General features: G+C 66.9%; 15 protein-coding genes. All 15 read right to left on the bottom strand.

What is annotated here, in order from left to right:
- Window positions 1–28 precede the first annotated feature (28 nt).
- A complete protein-coding gene (locus J0P97_RS07320) occupies window positions 29–2,530 on the bottom strand; it encodes a heavy metal translocating P-type ATPase (RefSeq protein ID WP_215487112.1) in 2,502 nt (833 codons plus the stop codon).
- Between the two features lie 28 nt (window positions 2,531–2,558).
- Window positions 2,559–3,440 (bottom strand): WD40/YVTN/BNR-like repeat-containing protein, encoded by an 882-nt coding sequence (locus tag J0P97_RS07315; protein WP_215487111.1) that lies wholly within the window; start codon window positions 3,438–3,440, stop codon window positions 2,559–2,561.
- Window positions 3,441–3,496: 56 nt separating this feature from the next.
- Window positions 3,497–4,081: a DUF305 domain-containing protein gene (locus tag J0P97_RS07310; protein ID WP_215487110.1), complete on the bottom strand. Its 585-nt coding sequence runs from the start codon at window positions 4,079–4,081 to the stop codon at window positions 3,497–3,499.
- An 89-nt stretch (window positions 4,082–4,170) separates the two neighbouring features.
- The gene (locus J0P97_RS07305) at window positions 4,171–4,590 is read right to left on the bottom strand and encodes a DUF6153 family protein (protein WP_215487109.1); all 420 of its coding nucleotides are present in this window, start codon (window positions 4,588–4,590) and stop codon (window positions 4,171–4,173) included.
- 72 nt (window positions 4,591–4,662) lie between these two features.
- Window positions 4,663–6,936 (bottom strand): heavy metal translocating P-type ATPase, encoded by a 2,274-nt coding sequence (locus J0P97_RS07300; RefSeq protein ID WP_215487108.1) that lies wholly within the window; start codon window positions 6,934–6,936, stop codon window positions 4,663–4,665.
- Window positions 6,933–7,253 (bottom strand): heavy-metal-associated domain-containing protein, encoded by a 321-nt coding sequence (locus J0P97_RS07295; protein ID WP_215487164.1) that lies wholly within the window; start codon window positions 7,251–7,253, stop codon window positions 6,933–6,935. Before J0P97_RS07295 ends, J0P97_RS07300 begins: the two co-directional genes overlap by 4 nt.
- 37 nt (window positions 7,254–7,290) lie before the next feature.
- Entirely contained in the window at window positions 7,291–7,572 is a 282-nt protein-coding gene (locus J0P97_RS07290; protein ID WP_215487107.1) for a metal-sensitive transcriptional regulator, read from the bottom strand.
- Window positions 7,573–7,885: 313 nt separating this feature from the next.
- Entirely contained in the window at window positions 7,886–9,883 is a 1,998-nt protein-coding gene (locus tag J0P97_RS07285) for a cytochrome c oxidase assembly protein (protein WP_215487106.1), read from the bottom strand.
- A 147-nt stretch (window positions 9,884–10,030) separates the two neighbouring features.
- The gene (locus tag J0P97_RS07280) at window positions 10,031–10,717 is read right to left on the bottom strand and encodes a DUF305 domain-containing protein (protein WP_246539920.1); all 687 of its coding nucleotides are present in this window, start codon (window positions 10,715–10,717) and stop codon (window positions 10,031–10,033) included.
- Window positions 10,714–11,358 (bottom strand): thioredoxin-like domain-containing protein, encoded by a 645-nt coding sequence (locus J0P97_RS07275; protein ID WP_246539919.1) that lies wholly within the window; start codon window positions 11,356–11,358, stop codon window positions 10,714–10,716. Before J0P97_RS07275 ends, J0P97_RS07280 begins: the two co-directional genes overlap by 4 nt.
- A 93-nt stretch (window positions 11,359–11,451) precedes the next feature.
- Complete coding sequence (gene ccsB / locus J0P97_RS07270) at window positions 11,452–12,465, bottom strand: c-type cytochrome biogenesis protein CcsB (RefSeq protein ID WP_215487104.1); 1,014 nt, start codon at window positions 12,463–12,465, stop codon at window positions 11,452–11,454.
- Window positions 12,466–12,541: 76 nt separating this feature from the next.
- Window positions 12,542–13,249 (bottom strand): M23 family metallopeptidase, encoded by a 708-nt coding sequence (locus J0P97_RS07265; RefSeq protein ID WP_215487103.1) that lies wholly within the window; start codon window positions 13,247–13,249, stop codon window positions 12,542–12,544.
- A gap of 192 nt (window positions 13,250–13,441) precedes the next feature.
- Window positions 13,442–14,848: a M23 family metallopeptidase gene (locus J0P97_RS07260; RefSeq protein ID WP_215487102.1), complete on the bottom strand. Its 1,407-nt coding sequence runs from the start codon at window positions 14,846–14,848 to the stop codon at window positions 13,442–13,444.
- Window positions 14,845–16,383, bottom strand: coding sequence for an apolipoprotein N-acyltransferase (gene lnt / locus J0P97_RS07255; RefSeq protein WP_246540012.1), 1,539 nt, complete (start codon window positions 16,381–16,383; stop codon window positions 14,845–14,847). The genes J0P97_RS07260 and lnt overlap by 4 nt, the downstream gene beginning before the upstream one ends.
- Window positions 16,384–16,464: 81 nt before the next feature.
- Window positions 16,465–17,403, bottom strand: coding sequence for a cytochrome c oxidase assembly protein (locus J0P97_RS07250; protein WP_282836801.1), 939 nt, complete (start codon window positions 17,401–17,403; stop codon window positions 16,465–16,467).
- Between the last annotated feature and the right edge of the window lie 9 nt (window positions 17,404–17,412).

The raw sequence follows: 17,412 nt of genomic DNA, 5'->3' as shown, positions 1-17,412 counted from the left end.
CGGGTTCGGATTGGGTTGGAGGTGACTGTCAGGATGCCGGAGTCGAAGCGGGAGGGGAGGGCAGGCGCAGTCTCTTCAGGAGGAGCGCGTTGCCGGCGACGATGACGCTGGATCCGGACATCGAGATGGCGGCGATCTCGGGGCTGAGCATGATCCCCAGTGAGGAGACGAACACGCCGGCGGCGATCGGGAGGGCGACGGCGTTGTAGCCGATGGCCCAGCCGAGGTTCTGTCGCATTTTGCGGACGGTGCCTTTCCCGATCCGGAGCGCGATCGCGACGTCAAGGGGATCGGAGCGCATCAGGACGACGTCGGCGGTCTCGATGGCCACATCGGTTCCTGCACCGATGGCGATACCCAGGTCGGCTTGGGCGAGGGCGGGGGCGTCGTTGACGCCGTCGCCGACCATTGCGACCTTCTTGCCCGCCCGTTGCAGTTCGGCGATCTGCGCGGATTTGTCTTCCGGGAGGACTTCGGCGATGACGGTGTCGATGCCCAGCAGTGAGCCGATGCGTTTGGCGGTGGGTTCGTTGTCGCCGGTGAGCATGACGACTTCGATGCCGGCCTCGTGCAGGGCGGTGATCGCTGCGGCGGCGGTCTCTCGCGGCGCGTCGGCCAGGGCGATCACCCCCGCTGCCTCGCCATCCACGGCGAATGCGATCGCGGTGCGGCCCGTGGAGGCCAGTTCGTGCAGGGCGACCTCGATGGTGCTGATGTCGATGCCCTCGTCGGCCATCAGACGGGTGTTGCCCATCACCACGCGGCGCCCGTCGACGGTCGCGACGGCGCCGAGCCCGGTCACATTCCGGAATGCAGTGGCGGTGCGGCGAGGGATGTTGCGGGCGTCGGCGTATGCGACGACCGCTTTGGCGAGCGGATGCTCGGATTCGCGTTCCGCGGCGGCGGCGAGGGAGAGCAGTTCGATGTCGTTCATACCGATCGGCAGGTAGTCGGTGACCTCGGGTTCGCCCCTAGTCAGTGTGCCGGTCTTGTCGAGGACGACCGTGTCGATGTGCGCGGCGGATTCCAGGGCGCTGGCGTTCTTGAACAGCACGCCGCGTTTGGCGCCGAGTCCGGTTCCTACCATGATCGCGGTGGGCGTGGCCAGTCCGAGCGCGTCGGGGCAGGTGATCACCACCACAGTGATGGCGAACAGGATCGCGGTGGGTACCGGGGAGCCGGTGAGCCACCAGGCCAGGAAGGTGACTGTGCCGCCGATCAGGGCGACCAGGACCAGCCAGAACGCCGCCCGGTCGGCGAGACGCTGCCCGGGGGCTTTGGAGTTCTGCGCTTCTTGGACGAGCGCGACGATCTGCGCGAGGGCGGTGTCGGCTCCGACCTTGGTGGCCCGCACCCGCAGGGTCCCTGTGGTGTTGACGGTGGCGCCGATCACCTCAGAGCCGGGAGTCTTGAGGACCGGCAGGCTCTCTCCGGTCACCATGGATTCGTCGATCTCAGAGTCGCCCTCTTCGACGGTGCCGTCGGTCGGGATCTTCGCGCCGGGGCGCACCAGCATGAGATCGCCGGGGACGACGTCGGCGGTGGCGACCTCGACCTCTTCGCGGTCGCGGAGCACGACTGCCCGGGGAGGAGCGAGCTCAAGCAGGGTTCGGATCGCGTCGTTGGCGCCGCCGCGGGCGCGCATCTCCACCCAATGGCCGAGCAGAACGAAGGCGGCAAGCACGGTAGCCGCTTCGTAGAACACTTCACCGCCGCCGGTGAGGGTGACCGCCACGCTGTATAGCCAGCCGGTACCGACACCGACAGCGACCAGCACCATCATGTCCAGGGTTCGGGCACGGAGGGCACGCCAGGCGCCGTCGAAGAAGATCCAAGCGGAGTAGAAAATCACGGGCAGGGAGAGGACCAGCGAGAACACGTCATCGCGCAGCCCGAACGGTGCAGGAACGGTGAACCCGAACACTTCCCGCCCGATCGGGGACCACAAGATGATCGGCACCGACAGCACGGCGGCCACGATGAACCGATTGCGCATGTCGCGGATCATCGACGCCATGGACATGCCCGCGTGGCTTCCGCCGTGCCCCATCACATCTTGCATGCTGCGGTCTGCCATCTCGTGGCCGCCGTGATCCGGGGTTTGGTGTAGGCCCCGGTCCGCGGCCTTCTCGCCCCGCACAGTGGCGGGGCTGGTAATCGCTGAATGATCGTGAGCCGGGCTCGCCGCGCCCAGGGGCGGTGAATCGCCGGGCACCGGCACGTGTGGTTCGGTCGGGTGCGGGCTGTGGTCGGTCTGCGCCGCTTGGGTGGGGTCGTCGGCGGGATCGCAGATGTGCTCGGGGACGGACTGGCCGGCGCAGTGGTAGCCGCACTCGATGATCCATTGCCGGAGCTGAGCCTGTGAGGTCAGCTCGGGGTTGTAGGTCACGTTCGCGGTCTGGGAGACCGGGTTCGCCTCGACATCGGTGACACCCGCCTGCCGGAGCAGGGTGGCCTCGACCGTGGCCTTCGGGGACGCCCAGGACAACCCCTCGACCTCCAACACCACGGTTCGCCTCGCGTTGCTCATGGTCTTCTCCTCTCAGTGCGGTAGTGGTTCATTCTGAAGCGTTCGTCCTGATGAGAAGCCGCCAGGTGTTTCCGGCGTCAGTGGTGACGCGGACCCCGCCTTCGTCAGCGATCGCGACAGCGCCGTCGGAGCTGGCGGCGATCGCCGAGGCGACTCCGGTAGCGCGCCCGGCAGTTTTCCAGACGGCCCCTTCCGTCGTGCCGCCGGTCCAGATCGTGCCGTCCGAATCGACCCCGATGATGCCCTCCTCCACCGTGGGGTCGGCGGTGATGACCAGGAGCGCAGGTGCGTTGGCGACCGTGGTGAAGGTGATGCCGCCGTCGCGGCTGACCATCAGACCCTCCGGTGTGGTGGCGGTGACCACATCGGCTTTCATCGTGTCTATGCTGATGTCCCGTGCGGTCAGTGGACCGAGGTCAGTCCAGGTCTGCCCGGAGTCACTACTGGCAGCCAGGACCGCCCGGTCCGAGGGCAGCCCGAGAAGGAAGTCGGGGTCGGCGGGGCTGGCGGCGAGCATGTGGAAGTCGGTGACCCCCGCGAGGGCCACTTGCTCCCAGCCCGTCTGGGTATGCCGGACAAGGCCGATGTTCGGCGCGGTGAAGGTGTCGTCCTGGTTGTCCGGGGCGGGGTGGCCGGAGGCGAGAATCGTGTCCGCCTGGATGGTGAGCCCCATGGCATCAAAGGCGGTCTCTCCGATCAGGGACACCTCGTCGGTGCTGAGATCGACCCGGTACGCGCCGGTGTGTGCGCCGACCAGCAGCGCCCCCCGCGGGTCGAAAGCGACGTCGTGGACGTGCGGGATGAGATCGAGCGAGGTCTCACTCTCGGATGCAGCGGTGCACGCGGCGGTGGTCAGGGTGAGCGTCGTGGCGAGGCCGATAGCGGCGAGGGTGCGTGAATGTGTCTTCATAGTGGCGGTCTCCCTATGTGAGGGACCGGCCGTCGGGTGCGGCCGGCCCCTGACGGTCAGAGGGTCGCGAGAATGTCCTCCATCGTCGTCATCTCGGTGGTCTGTGAGGCGATGATGGCCTCTGCCAGGGCGATGACATCGGCGTTCTGACCGTTGTCGACCTCGGTCTGCGCCATGTCGATCGCGCCCTCATGGTGGACGATCATCTGCTCCAGGAAGACACGGGATGCCTGTGCACCTGTGGCGTCCTCGAGGGCTTGCATGTCGGTGTCCGACATCATCCCCCCGTGATCCATTGCGTCCATGTCACCCATCGGGGTGCCCCAGTCAGCAAGCCAGGACTCCATCAGCTCGATCTCCGGACCTTGCGCGGCCTTGATCTGCTCCGCCATGGTGATAACGCGCTCGTCGATGCCGTCCTTGCCGAGGATCATGTCGGCCATCTCAACGGCTTGTTCGTGGTGCGGGATCATCATCATCGTGAACTGCATATCGGCGTTGTTCACGTCGGCAGCGGGGGATGCCGATGAGCCCATTCCGGGCATGTTGCCCGGTCCGCCAGTGGTGGTGCCGGCGCAGCCGGCGAGGGCAAGCAGCGCGGTCAGGGTGATCGCGGCGGTCGCCGCGGCACGGTTCTTCATGTGGTTCTCCTCAGTCGTCTGTGTGGCGCGCACGATCGGTGTGATCGCGCGCGAAAGCTCCGCTGCCCTGACGGGTCAGCGAGCTGCCATCACGTACGACTGACGCAGAGAACGAGAAGAGAGGGTGGTCGAGACAGCGCTCCCCGGCCGGCGACCATGAGGGGTCCGGCCCGGCGGAGGGGGGCGACCCAGGTGAGACCTGTTCGGGGCAACAAGAACAGAACCGACACCACAAGGAGGGCTAGCACGCACGCCATCGCGAGCATGGCTTCATGCCCGCCGCAGTCTGCGCAACCTTCCTCGACGGGTTGTATGGCATCACCGTGCGCAGTGTCCATTTCGTGCATGGACACGGCTGTGACCGCCGGGGTCGTGTGAGAGGTGACACTGCTCATCGCATGCATCGCGAGCAGCCCGATGATGAGCGCGGCGGTGAGGGCGATGAGTAGCAGCACAGAACGGCCCAGCCCGTATGGGCTGCGGCGCAGATGCTGCGCGAGAGCGATCATCGAGATCTCACCTCCTTCCCTTCAGGGTAATTGTCCCTGTTGGCCAGCATGGAACCGCCCGGCCATCAGGTCTCAAGCGGGCTGCGGTACTCGCGTCGCGGGTGCGGCGGGCACGGACTCCGCCGGCGGTGGTCGGAACCGTCGTAGGCGGAGGCTGTTGGTCACCACAAACACCGACGACAGGGCCATCGCTGCGGCGGCAACCAGGGGGTTGAGCAGGCCGAGCATCGCGATCGGGATCGCGGCGATGTTGTACGCGAACGCCCAGAACAGGTTGCCCTTGATGGTGCCCAGGGTGCGACGCGACAGTCGGATCGCATCCGCGACAACCAGGAGATCGCCGGAGGCGATGGTCACGTCGCTGGCGGCGATGGCGGCGTCCGTCCCGCCCCCCATCGCGATGCCGAGATCGGCCGCGGCGAGGGCCGCGGCATCGTTCACACCGTCACCGACCATCGCCACGACCCGCCCCGAGGATTGCAGCTGCCGGATAGCGTCGAGCTTCCCGGCGGGGGTGACTCCAGCCCGAACCTCGTCGATCCCGACCAGACCCGCGATGTGTTCGGCGGCGCCGGCGTTGTCGCCGGTGAGCAGCACAGGACGCAAGCCCAGGGCACGGAATCGGGCGATCGCGTCCGCGCTGGTGGGCTTGATGGTGTCAGAGACCGCGACGATACCGAGGAACTCCCCGTCGCGGGCGACCGCGATCACCGTGCCCCCAGCAGCCTCCAGCACCTCAGCCTCACCGCGGAAACGGATCGGCAGATGAACGGACCACTGGTCCTCCACCCACTCCGGGCGTCCAGCCACGACCAGCGAGCCTTCCAGAACCGCCTGGACGCCGAACCCGGCGTGAGACGCGAACGTTTCCGCCACCGGTGGCGCACCGTGATGAGCGCTCACGATGGCCCGCGCCACGGGGTGTTCGGACCCCCACTCCGCGCCGGCCGCGATCCGCAGCAGTTCCTGGTCGGTGACGCCCGGCGCCGCCGAGACGGTGGTGACGGTCATCGCGCCCTGGGTGATGGTGCCGGTCTTGTCCAGCACGATTGTGTCGACCTGACGGGTCTGCTCGAGCACCTGCGGCCCTCTGATGAGGATGCCCAGCTGTGACCCGCGTCCGGTGCCGACTAGCAGCGCCGTGGGCGTAGCCAGGCCCAGTGCGCACGGGCAGGCGATGATCAGCGTCGCCACCGCAGCGGTGAACGCGACCTCGAGGGAGCCACCGACCAGCAGCCATCCGACGAACGCGACGATCGCGAGGAGGATCACGATCGGAACGAACACGGCGGAGACCCGGTCGGCCAGGCGCTGCACGCGTGCTTTGCCGGTTTGGGCTTCATCCATCAGCCGCTGCATCCGCGCCAGTTCGGTGTCTGCCCCGACCCTTGTGATCTCGAGGATGAGACGCCCGCCGACGTTCACGGTGGCGCCTACGACCCGGGATCCGACGGTGACCTCGACCGGAACGGACTCGCCGGTCAGCATGCTGGCATCGATCGCCGAGGCCCCGTCCACGACGAGACCGTCTGAGGGGATCTTCTCGCCGGGGCGCACCAGCACACGGTCCCGTACGGCAAGCTGCGCGATGGGGACCCGTTGCTCCACTCCGCCAACGAGGCGCGTGGCGTCTTTGGCGCCGAGCTCGAGCAGGGCGCGCAGAGCCTTGGATGAGGACTTCTTCGCGCGAGCCTCGGCGTACCGGCCAGCAAGGATGAACACCGTGACAAGGGCGGTGACCTCGAGGTAGATCTCTCCGCTTCCCGCTTCCGGGCTGCCGAACAGGGTGAAGGTCATGTGCATGCCGGACATCCCCGCCATGCCGAAGAACAGCGCGTACAGCGACCAGCCGAACGAAGCGATGACGCCGAGGCTGATCAGGGTGTCCATCGTCGCTGCCCCATGGCGGGCGTTAACGAACGCCGCGCGGTGGAACGGCCACGCACCCCACACCGCGACCGGCGCGGTCAGGGTCAGCGCGAGCCACTGCCAGTTCGTGAACTGCAGCACCGGGATCATCGACATAAGCGCGACCGGCACCGCCAGCACGGTGCTGATCAGCAGCCGGCGGCGCAGGGACACCAGCTCGACGTCTTCGGTGGGTGCTGCGGCCGACGTGGACTCATCGATGACCGGGGCGGGAAGGGCTGCGGAGTAGCCGGCGGATTCGACCGCCGCGATCAGCTGCGCCGTCTCCACCCCGTCGGCGTGCACGCGAGCCTTCTCGGTCGCGTAATTGACCGTCGCCTCCACACCCGGAATCTTGTTGAGTTTGCGTTCGATCCTGGTAGCGCAGGAGGCGCACGTCATGCCCGAGATATCGAGGTCCACATCGACGGTGCTCATACGGGTGTGCCGGCGAGGGCGTACCCCGCCTCCTCCACCGCGGCCCGCACGCGTGTGGCATCGATCGGCGCGGCGCTGTGGATCGTGACCCGCGAGGTTCCGCCGGCCTTCAGATCGACCGACACGCTGTCGACACCGTCGATCGCGGAGATCTCCTCGGTGACGCTCATCACGCAGTGCGAGCACGTCATCCCATCGACCAGCACCTCTTCCGCGACCGTGGATGCGGCGGGCTGCGTGTCGGGGACGGATGCCGTGGCGCAGCAGCTGCATCCGGCGGCGGAGTCGGTCAGACCCAGGTCGGTGCGCTCGTTCATGGTCATGATGTGTGGCCTTTCGTTTCCGGGGGTGGGGTCAGGAGCGGACGAGGCGAGCGATCGCGTCGTTCGCTTCTCGGATCTTCTCCGCCGCGACGGCGCCGCCCTCGGCGGTCGCCTCCGCAACGCAATGGGACAGATGATCGGCCAGCAGCGACAATGCGACCGTCTCAAGCGCGCTTGTCGCCGCCGACACCTGGGTGAGGATGTCGATGCAGTACTTGTCCTCCTCGACCATCCGTGCAATTCCGCGGACCTGACCCTCCGCGCGACTGAGGCGCTTGAGCAGGTCGTCCTTGTTCCCCGCGTAGCCGTTCATAGCGTCAATACTATACCCCCCTACCGTATCTTTATCTCCGGGAGCAGCCCACGCTTGAAGGCGAGGATGCCCGCAGGTCAAGGGAGCACGACGCGCCCTATCGCAAGAACCCTGCGCGATTTCGGACACCTTGGAGGATCATGCGGGCGTGAACATCGAGGTGCTTCATATCGACGATTGCCCCAGCTGGGTTGAGGCGGGCAACCGCCTCCGTGGGGCGTTGAACGCCACAGGTTCGGGGACACGGAGATCAGCTATCGGGTCATAAGGTGGCCTACCTGGCCGGTCTCGATACAACCTGCCGATGGGGCGTTCAGTTGCGGCCGCGGGTATCGCGTTTGGCGAGCTCGTGCAGGTGTGCGTTGTACTCGTCCAGTTCAGCTTCACCGGTGCGGTCAGCGTGCCGGTCGAGGCGCTTCGTCTCGCGTACGTCGCTACGGCTCCACTGCACTGCGACGGTGATCGCGAGGATTAGCGTCGGGATCTCGCCGATCGACCAGGCGATGCCGCCGCCTATGTACTGGTCTTCCAACGGGGTGGCTCCCCACGTGCGGCCCATCGCTCCAAACCACTCGGCGACCATCAGCCCCGATTGCATCATGATGGCGATACCGAAGAAGGCGTGCATCGCCATGATGCCGATGAGCATCAGTAGCCGGCCGGGGTACGGCAGCCGCCACTGCACTGGGTCGATGCCGATCAGCGACTGTACGAAGAGGTAGCCGGTGATGAGGAAGTGCGCGATCATCCACTGGTGGCCGAGGTGGTCATACAGCGACCACCGGAACAGGTCGGTGTAGTAGAAGATCCACAACGACCCGATGAAGAGGCCTGCCGCGACAAATGGGTTGGTCAGCACGCGCGCGACTGGGGAGTGCACGGCCCACAGGATCCACTCCCGGCCCCCGCGGGTGCCGTCGTCGCGCTTGCGGATCGCTCGGGCGGCGAGGGTTACGGGGGCTCCGGCGACCAGAAGTACCGGTATCGCCATGGTGAGGAGCATGTGCCCGACCATGTGCATGCTGAACAGGTAGTCCTGGTAGACGTTGATGACCCCACCGGTGACCCACACCAGCAGCACCATTCCCGCGACCCACATGATCGTGCGGTAGACCGGCCATGCGTCACCTCGGCGGCGTAACCGCCACACCCCAGCGAGGTAGAAGAAGACCGCGAAGCCAGCGACCACCGCCCACAACAGGTCTACGTTCCATGCGGTGACCCACCGTTCGATCGTGAGCTCCGGGGGCAATGGTGCACCGGTGAGGCGTTCTGCCGGTGAGGGAATCTCGGGAAGCGGGACCGGGTTCGGAGGCGGGGTGCGTGCCAACGCCGCTGCGGCACCGCTGGCCACGCCCATCAATCCCAGCTCGAACGCGACCAGTATCCAGAAGGCGCGGGATGCCGCGTCGGAGTCCCGCATCCTGCCGACCAGGCGAGCGCGATACCACACCCCGAAGAGCCCCAGCCCGATAAGTGCGATGACCTTGACGCCAAGGATCGCGCCGTAGGGAGAGAACAACGCAGACCACTCTTGCAATCCGATAGCCGCACGGACCGTGCCGGACACGGAGACGAGCACGAACGCGGCCAGGGCGAGGCTCGAGTACCGGGCGACGACATCCGGGATGCGGCGCCGATCCAGGACGGGCCGGACCGCGACGAGCAGGAGCAGCCCGCCGAGCCAGACCGCGGCGCCGATGATGTGCAGAATGACCGCCATCATCGCCTCATGGTGAAAAGCGTCATCGCCGGAGTGTCCCTGTGTCCCCATCGGGACGAGAGATGCCACCGCCAGCAGTGCGACCAGAAGCGTGCCGAGCCAGGACCGTACAGCGAACGTCAGCACAGTAAGTGCGGCGCCGGCAACCGTCGTGATCAGCCACGTGCGTCCAACCTCGAGCTCGACGAGGAACCGACCGAGCTGGGCACCGAACTGCGGTCCTGCGTCGAGCGCGGGGTTGAACACGCTGAGAAACGTGAGAAACCCCGTTGCGCCGGCGGCAACGGTGAACACGGCAGCGGAGATCGAGGCGACATCGAGGGCGACATCGAACTCACGCTCACCAGTTCGCAACGTAAACAGCGCGGTCACGAGGGCACCGACCATGCCAGCGGCAGCGAGGTTCACGAACAGCTTTGCGGCCGGAAGTCCCCAGCGTACGATCGGGCCGGCGTCATCCAATGAGAGCTCCGCGGCACCGCCACCGAACCCCAGCGCCCAGACCATGACGATGAGTGCGACCGCGACAAGGATCGCCGGCCCGACGGCCCGCAATCCTCGGTACCTCACATCTTCGGGGCGCGGCATCAGTTTTCCCTCGCGCGCACAGGACTGCGGGGGCGCTCTCCTGCGCGGCTCTTTGGGCGTGAGGGTCATGGGGATTCTTTCGGTTCGGATGATGCGCAACCAGGCGGAGCGGTCGCTACACCAGCCGCCGCTGGGCGCCATCGTGTGTTATCCGCAGCCGATTCGCGCCTGCATGGACTGCATCGCGCTGATCTCGGCGGTCTGTCCGTTCTTGATGTTCTCCGCAACGGTCAGGGCACGCGGATCTGAGCCGAGTTCGATGAGCGCCTCGGCCATAGGGATGGCGCCTTCGTGGTGGCGAATGAGCAGCTCGAGGAAGAGACAATCTGCCTGCTGCCCTGTCGCGCCCTGGAGAGCGGTGATCTCGTCAGCTGAAGCCATTCCCATTTCAATGCGTGCCTCTTCCTCCGTCATGGCCGCACCGTCTGACATCATGGTGTGGCCGCTCCCGACCGGAGAGGCATCCATCCACTTCATCATCGGACCACCGGACTGCGACAGGCCCCACTGCACGAGCCAGTCGAACATCTCGCCGCGCTGGCCCGCCTGCCCGGTGGCGATGTCGTAGGCGAGGATCCTCAGTTCGTCGTCGGCAGTCTTTTGGTAGATCTCCATGGCCATCTGGATGGCCTGTGCGTGATGCACCTGCATATCACGTGAGAAGCCGGCTTCGGGAGAGTCCGCACCAGGAGTACCGGCGTCCTGCGACCCGAAGGTCGAGAAGCGTCCTGCGGCGAACGCCAGCGCGCCGATCGCGAGCAGTACAAGGATGACTTTCCACCACCGACGCCATCCTCGAGGTCGGGCCGCGTGCATGTTCTTACTGCGGTTCATTGCTTGCCGGGGGCGTCGTACGCGCCAGTGCAAGCGGCGTTCGGTTCGGGGGCGTTCTGGCTGCGCCAGTACTCTTCGAAGAACTCACCTATTCGCTCGTCGTCGGCCGAGTCGATCTTGAGCTGCTGGTTCCAGTTGGACATCACTATCGGCGCATCCAGACCCTCATAGGGGGAAAGCACGACATAGGTCGAGGGCAATTGGCTCTTGAGCGCTGCGAGTTCATCGCCCGCGACTTCGTCGGGGTTGTATGTCACCCACACGGCACTGTGCTCCATGGAGTGGACCGCGTTCTCATTCGGCACCGGTTGGTCATAGAAGCCGCAGTTCAGCCAGACAGCATTGTGCGGCCCGCCCGCCGGGGGGCTTTGCTCGTATCCCACAACACCCTCGACGTGCTCAGCCGTATTCTCGAAGGTCTCGACACCTTCGATGGTGGCCCCCTCACTACCGGCCTCGTACTGTCTTGGCGGGGACGGCGCGAGCACTACTGACGCGACAACGAGGCCAACGATCACCACAGCCGCCGTCGAACCAACGACCCACCAGACGAGTTTGCTCCGACGGCGTTTGGCGAGCTGCTTCTGATACTCGACCAATTTCTCCTGGCGCTTGTGCTCGCGCTGTTGCTTGACGGTCATCTGACCGTGCTGAGGTTTGTTGGCCGGATTCGAGCGATTCGAAGTCATGTGCGTGCTTTCGGTTTGGGGTCGAGCGGACTCACGGAAGAAGACTCAGCTGAGCCCGGAGTAGGCGTGGAGTCCTTTGAAGAACATGTTGACGATCGTGAAGTTGAACAGCACTGCGACGAACCCGATGATGGACAGCCACGCGGAGCGGTTGCCACGCCAGCCCCTGGTCGCGCGGGCGTGGATGTAGCCGGCGTAGAGCACCCAGATCACGAATGTCCACACTTCCTTGGTGTCAAAGCCCCAGTAACGACCCCAGGAGTCGTTCGCCCAGATCGAGCCGGCGATGAGAGTGAATGTCCAGAACATGAATCCCACGATCGCGAACCGGTAGGCGAGTGATTCGAGCGCGTCGGCGGGGGGCAGAGTGCGCAGAAACCCGGGGCCGGAGGGGCGGGCGGTTTCCGATGCTTGGGCGCGGCGTTCACGGCGCGCTTGCATGAGCTGGGTGATGGAGAGGCCGCATGCGATTGCGAACAGGGCGGTGGCGAGCGAGGCGACGAAGACGTGGATGACCAGCCACACGCTCTTGAGTGGGTCCATCAGGGGGACGACGTCGACGTAGAACGTGATCGTCGCCCCGCCAAGGAGCAGCACCACCATGCCGATGAGGAAGGCGCCCAGGAACCGGAGGTCGGAGCGGCGGAGCACCAGCAGGTACACCGCGACGATCAGGGCGGTGCCGGTCAGCGCGAACTCGTACATGTTCGCCCACGGCACCCGTTCGGCGGCGATTCCGCGCAGGATGGTGCCAGCGACGTGAAACAGGAACGCAAGCACCGTCAGCGATGTCCCGATCCGCGCCCACAGCAGTCGTTGCTGCTGCGCGGGCGGTGGGTGAACCGCGTCGACCGGGCCAGCTTGAGCGGTCTCCTTCTGCGAACTGTCGACTGTGGACCCGCTGACCAGGAGCGGCTCCCGCTGCGGGATGTTGGCGGGGACGGAACGCTGGGCGAGGTCGACGGTGTACGCGATGAAGGCGAGCAGGTAGGTGGCGATCGCCGTCCACACCAACAGCAGTGAGATGCCGTCGAGGGAGAGCGCGTCGGTTCCGGTCATGGCAGGGTCATCCTGTTCATCGTTGCGGTCAAGGTGTGGGCGAAGCGTGGCGACGCGACGGGTATGGGGGCACGGGTCAGCCTGCGTTCGCTTCCAGCCAGGCCAGCGAATCGACGGCGGTTCCGTCGAGGTAGACCTCGAAGTGCAGGTGGTTCGCGGTGGAGCGGCCGGTGCTGCCGACGAGACCGACCAGCTGGCCGGCGGAGACCGACTGGCCGGCGGTGACCTGTCGGCTTCCGGTCTGCATGTGCGGGTACACCGTGCTGATCTGCTGCCCGTTCAGGACGGATTCCAGCACGACGGTGACGCCGTAGGCGTTGTAGCTGTCTTGCGAGATCCGCACGACGCCGTCGAGGGATGCGTAAACGGGAGTACCACCGGCGGCGACCATGTCGGTGCCCATGTGCGCGCCGCCTCGGGCGCCGAACCTGTCGGTCACGGTGAAGGGACCGCCGACCGGCCAGCGCACGGTCCCGCTGCCGGGGGTCACCATGCTGTAGTCGAACGGCACCGAGGCGACGCGGGCCGCGTCGCGGGCGCGGGCCGCGGCTGCTTCTGCCGCCTTCTTCTGGTCGATCTCCGCCTGGGTGGTTGCGGCGTAGCTTTCTCGGGAGAGCTGTTCTGCCGCTGAGTCGGAGGCCACGACGAGGGATTGTGCGTCGTCCGAGGCAACCTGCTGCAGCGTGGAGATCTCTGCGTCTGCCGGCTGCCAGGCAGCGTATGCGGGTAGCGCGACGGTGGCGACCAGGCCGGTGACCATCGTCAGGACAGCAAGGGACCGCATCGGGCGGAGCGCATTGGACCCGCGGGGAGCGGACTTACCTGCGGTCGTGCGGCGTAGGGGTGGTGGCGTCAGGATACCGGCGTGTGGCAGGGGTGCGGTGTGGCGCAGGCTGCGCCTGGTGGGGGGCGTCTGGGGGTGATCGCCGGCGGGTGAGGTGGGCTGGTCATTCATGATGTCCTCCTTCGTTTCGGGTCAGATGGAGACGCCGCGGGCGACGAGGAAGTTGATGGGGTTGACGGGTGACCCGTTGACGTAGGCCTCGAAGTGCAGGTTGCAGCCGAACGCGTTTCCGGTGTTGCCTTCGCTGCCGATGAGGTCGCCGGCGTTCACGCGCTGGCCGTATCCCACGTTGAACCCGCCGTTGCGGATGTGGGCGTATCCGGTGCCGATCCCGCCGCCGTGGTCGATTTTGATGTAGTTGCCGTAGCCGCCGTTGTATCCGGCGTAGACGACGGTGCCGGCCGCGGCGGAGTAGATCCCGGCGCTGCAGCCACCGCTCAGGTCGGCGCCGTAGTGGTAACTGGTCGAGCAGTATCCGTTGCCGCATTGCGAGCTGCGTGGCCCGAAGTCCGATGTGCGGCGCCCGGATGTGGGCCGTGCCCACCCGGAACTGACCACTCCCCCTCCGTTGCCTGCGGCGGCGAGACGTTCAGCCTCTGCTCGTTCTGCTGCTCGGCGTTGCTCCTCGGCGATGCGGGCAGCTTCGACCCCGGCCTGATAATCGGCGATGGTCTTCGTCGTGGTGTCTTGGAGAGCGGCGAGTTGGGCTTGCAGCTGACCAAGGTTGAGTGTCTGGGCGTCGAGGGCTGCCTGCGCGGCATCGGCGGCCTGCTGCGATTCGGACATCTTCTGCTCCGCTACCGTCTGCAGCCGGTCGCGCTCATCTCTGGCCACGATCGCCTGATCGGTCAGACTTTGCGCAGCGTCGCGCGCGGTGATCGCGGTGGCATACACCGTCTGGTTGCGTTCCAGCAGTTTGTCCATCACGCCCAGGCGGGTGAGCAGGTCGTCCGCGGTGGCGGCGGAGCCCGAGAAGAACAGCTCGAGAGAGGTCTGGTCGCCGCCGTCTCGATACAGCTGTGCGGCAACACGGCCGGCTTTGTTCGCCGCGTCGGTGGCGTTGGCTGCTTCCGCGTCGGCCTGGGATTGCAGCGTGTCCGCTCGGACGGCCGCCTCGAAGTGCGCCTGCTGGGCGGTGTAGAACGCACCCGCGGCCTGCTCAGCGGCGGTGCGGGTGCGCGCCACCTCGCCGGTGAGGCTTTGGATGAAACCCTGGATCCGCTGCACCTCGGCAGCCTTTGTCGCTTCGTTCGCTTTGGCTGCCTGCACGTCGTCCCAGGACGGATAGGTGGCCGCGAACGCTGAGGGCAGCAGCGGGCCAGCCACGATCGCAGCGACCAGGCCAGCGGTCCCCGCGCCCAGCAGGGTGCGTCGGCTGACACCTGCCCGCAGCGCTCGGCTCTCGGCGGGAGTAGGTGCGCACCCGCATTCCTCTGCCCTCCGCGGATCTTCCCGCGCGGCCTTGGTCGGGATCACCTGTAGCGTTCGGCGCGCGTGGTCGTGTTGGTATCCGGTATGTTCCGTCCGTGCCGCGTTCATTGAAGACTCCTTCGGCCGGTCGGATGATTCGTGGCGCCCGCGCGCGTGCGGGCACGGTGGGAGATGCCGGCCGCCGCGAGAGCAACACCGGAGGCGAGGACGATGAAACCGGTGAGCCAGGGGCCGAGCACGATTGACGGGGTGAGCCCCGTGCGCAGCGGGACGGTGCTGACCGCGGCGCCAGCGGTGTCGACGCCGACACTGTCGAGGGTGGTGCCGTCTGGGGCGATCACCTGACTGGTGCCCACCGTCGAGACGTTAACGACCGCGCGACTCGTTTCGATGGCGCGCATGCGGGCGAACGCGAGTTGCTGGAGGTTCTCGTCGGTGCCACGGAAGTCGGCGTTGTTGGTCTGAAACACGAACAGCTCCGCACCCTGCTGGGCGCCGTCCCAGATGACGGTGTCGTAGATCACGTCGAAGCAGATCGCCAGCCCGACACCGACGTCTCCAACCTGCACGAGCGGGGGGTTGGTGCCGGGGGTGTATTCGCGTTGGATGAGACCGACCAGGTCAGGGACGATCAGTTCGTAGAACCACCGGTCGGGCACGTATTCCCCGAACGGGACCGGGTTGACCTTGTCATGCCACTGCCGGTCCGCGGGATCTGCGGTCCACAGCAGAGACGTGTTGAAGATCCTGTCGCCGCGGGTAGTGGCGGCGTTCATCAACAACGGTGCTCCCGCTGCCTTCACGACACGGTCCAGCGCCGCAGCGGCGGCGGGGTCGCTGAGCGGGTCGGCGTCGACGCCGCCTTCCGGCCAGGCCAGCAGATCCATCGGCTGCCCGTACAGGGGGCGCGTCGCGGTGGTCTGCGCGGCGAGGACGTCGCCGGGCGCCTTTTCGTCGAAGTACCCGGTCGGGCCGTTGCCCTGCACCCACCCGACCCGGAATGTCCCGGCCGCAATGGTGGGGAACTGCGGGGTGATGACCAGGAGAACCACGACGGCGACGACGGGGAGCAGGCCGCGGAGGAATCGGATCCCACCCGCACGCAGCCACTGCACCACGGCGGCGCATACCGTCACGATCAGGAACGACAAGCCGGTCACGCCTGTCCACGATGCGGCCTCGACGAACGGCCCGCCGACCTGGGTCATCCCGATCCGTGCCCACGGGAAACCGGAGTATGGCCATGTTCCCATCACCACCTCGCGGGCCGCCCACAGCCCCCCGACCAGCAGCGGCACCGCGAACAGCTGCACGGCGCCGCGTGGCCGGTAGTGGGCAGTCCACCGGTAGGCGAGGGCGATCGGCACCGCGCCTACGCCGAACAAGATCGTTTCCAGCCCGGCGAGGGCAAGCCACGGCACCGGGCCGAGGAACTCCCCCACCCATACCAAGTGGGTGGTGTAGAACACTGCCCCGAACACGGTGCCGACCAGCAGCGCCCCGCCGAGACTCCGCCGGATCAGGCTCAGCAGGGCGACCGTGACGCTCACGAAAGTCAGTGGCCACCACCCAACCGGCGCGGACGCCACATCCAGGAAGAACCCGGCAGCGGCGGCCGCCGCTACCGCTGCCCAGAGCGGCATCGACCATGACGGCGCACGCTGTGGCGTCCCGCGCTCCGGCGCAGCAGCCGGGGCAGGAGGGGGCAGGGTCGTGGGCATCGGTCAGGTGTCTTTCTGGTGCAGTCGGGTCAGGTAGTCGTTGTACGCGTCGAGTTCGGGGTCACCGTGAGCGTCGGCGCGGCGGTCGGCGGCAACGGCCTGGGCGGTGTCCTCGCGGAACCAGCGGTGCATCACGTAGATGAGCATCAGCAGGGTGGGAGCTTCGCCGTAGGACCAGGCCAGGCCACCGGCGAGGCGTTGGTCCTCGATCGGGTCCATTCCCAGCGCGCTCGTCGGACCGGCGAACCCTTGCACGAGGATGCTGGTGGCCATCATCAGGAACACGCCGAAGAACGCGTGCAGGGCGGCTTCGGCGAACGCATCCAGAGCGCGTCCACCGTGGCTCATCCGCACCGGGAGCGGGTCTGAGGACAGAATCGGGATCGTGAACAGCATCCCGGCAACCAGGAACCCGACCTCGAGGAGAGTGTGGCCCGTGACGGTGGACAGGATCGGGTCGGCGAAATCCGCCAGGTAGAGGCCGTAGAACGCGGCCAGGTACAAAGGGACCGCCAGCCACGGGCTGAGCAGCCACCGGGCGGTCCGGCTGCGCAGCCCCGCATGTGCCGCGCGGAGGATCATGAGGCCGGTGCCGTGGTGGGGGGTGGCGCGCAGCAGCAGGGTGCCGGGAGAGCCGAGAACCAGCAGCGGCGGGATTGTCATCATTAGGGTGAGCTGCTGGAACATGAACACCGAGAACAGCGCGTACCCGTACCCCTCGACTCCGAGCCCTGTGACCGCGGCGAGGGCGACGCAGCCAAGCAGGAAGCTGACCGTGCGCCACACCGGCCACCGACGCCCCAGCGACCACAGCCGCACCGCGCCGGCCAGGTAGGCGACGGCGAGCACGCCGGCCACTACTGGCAGCAGCGGCAGCGGTAACGGCCCAGGGCTGAGGAAGCCGAGCAGTGTCGGCGGTGCCCCGGGGATCCAGTCGTTCACGGTCTCATC

It is taken from the genome of Microbacterium flavum (genome assembly GCF_018717645.1).
Taxonomy (GTDB): Bacteria; Actinomycetota; Actinomycetes; order Actinomycetales; family Microbacteriaceae; genus Microbacterium; species Microbacterium flavum.
This window is presented reverse-complemented; position numbering and strand designations above follow the sequence as displayed.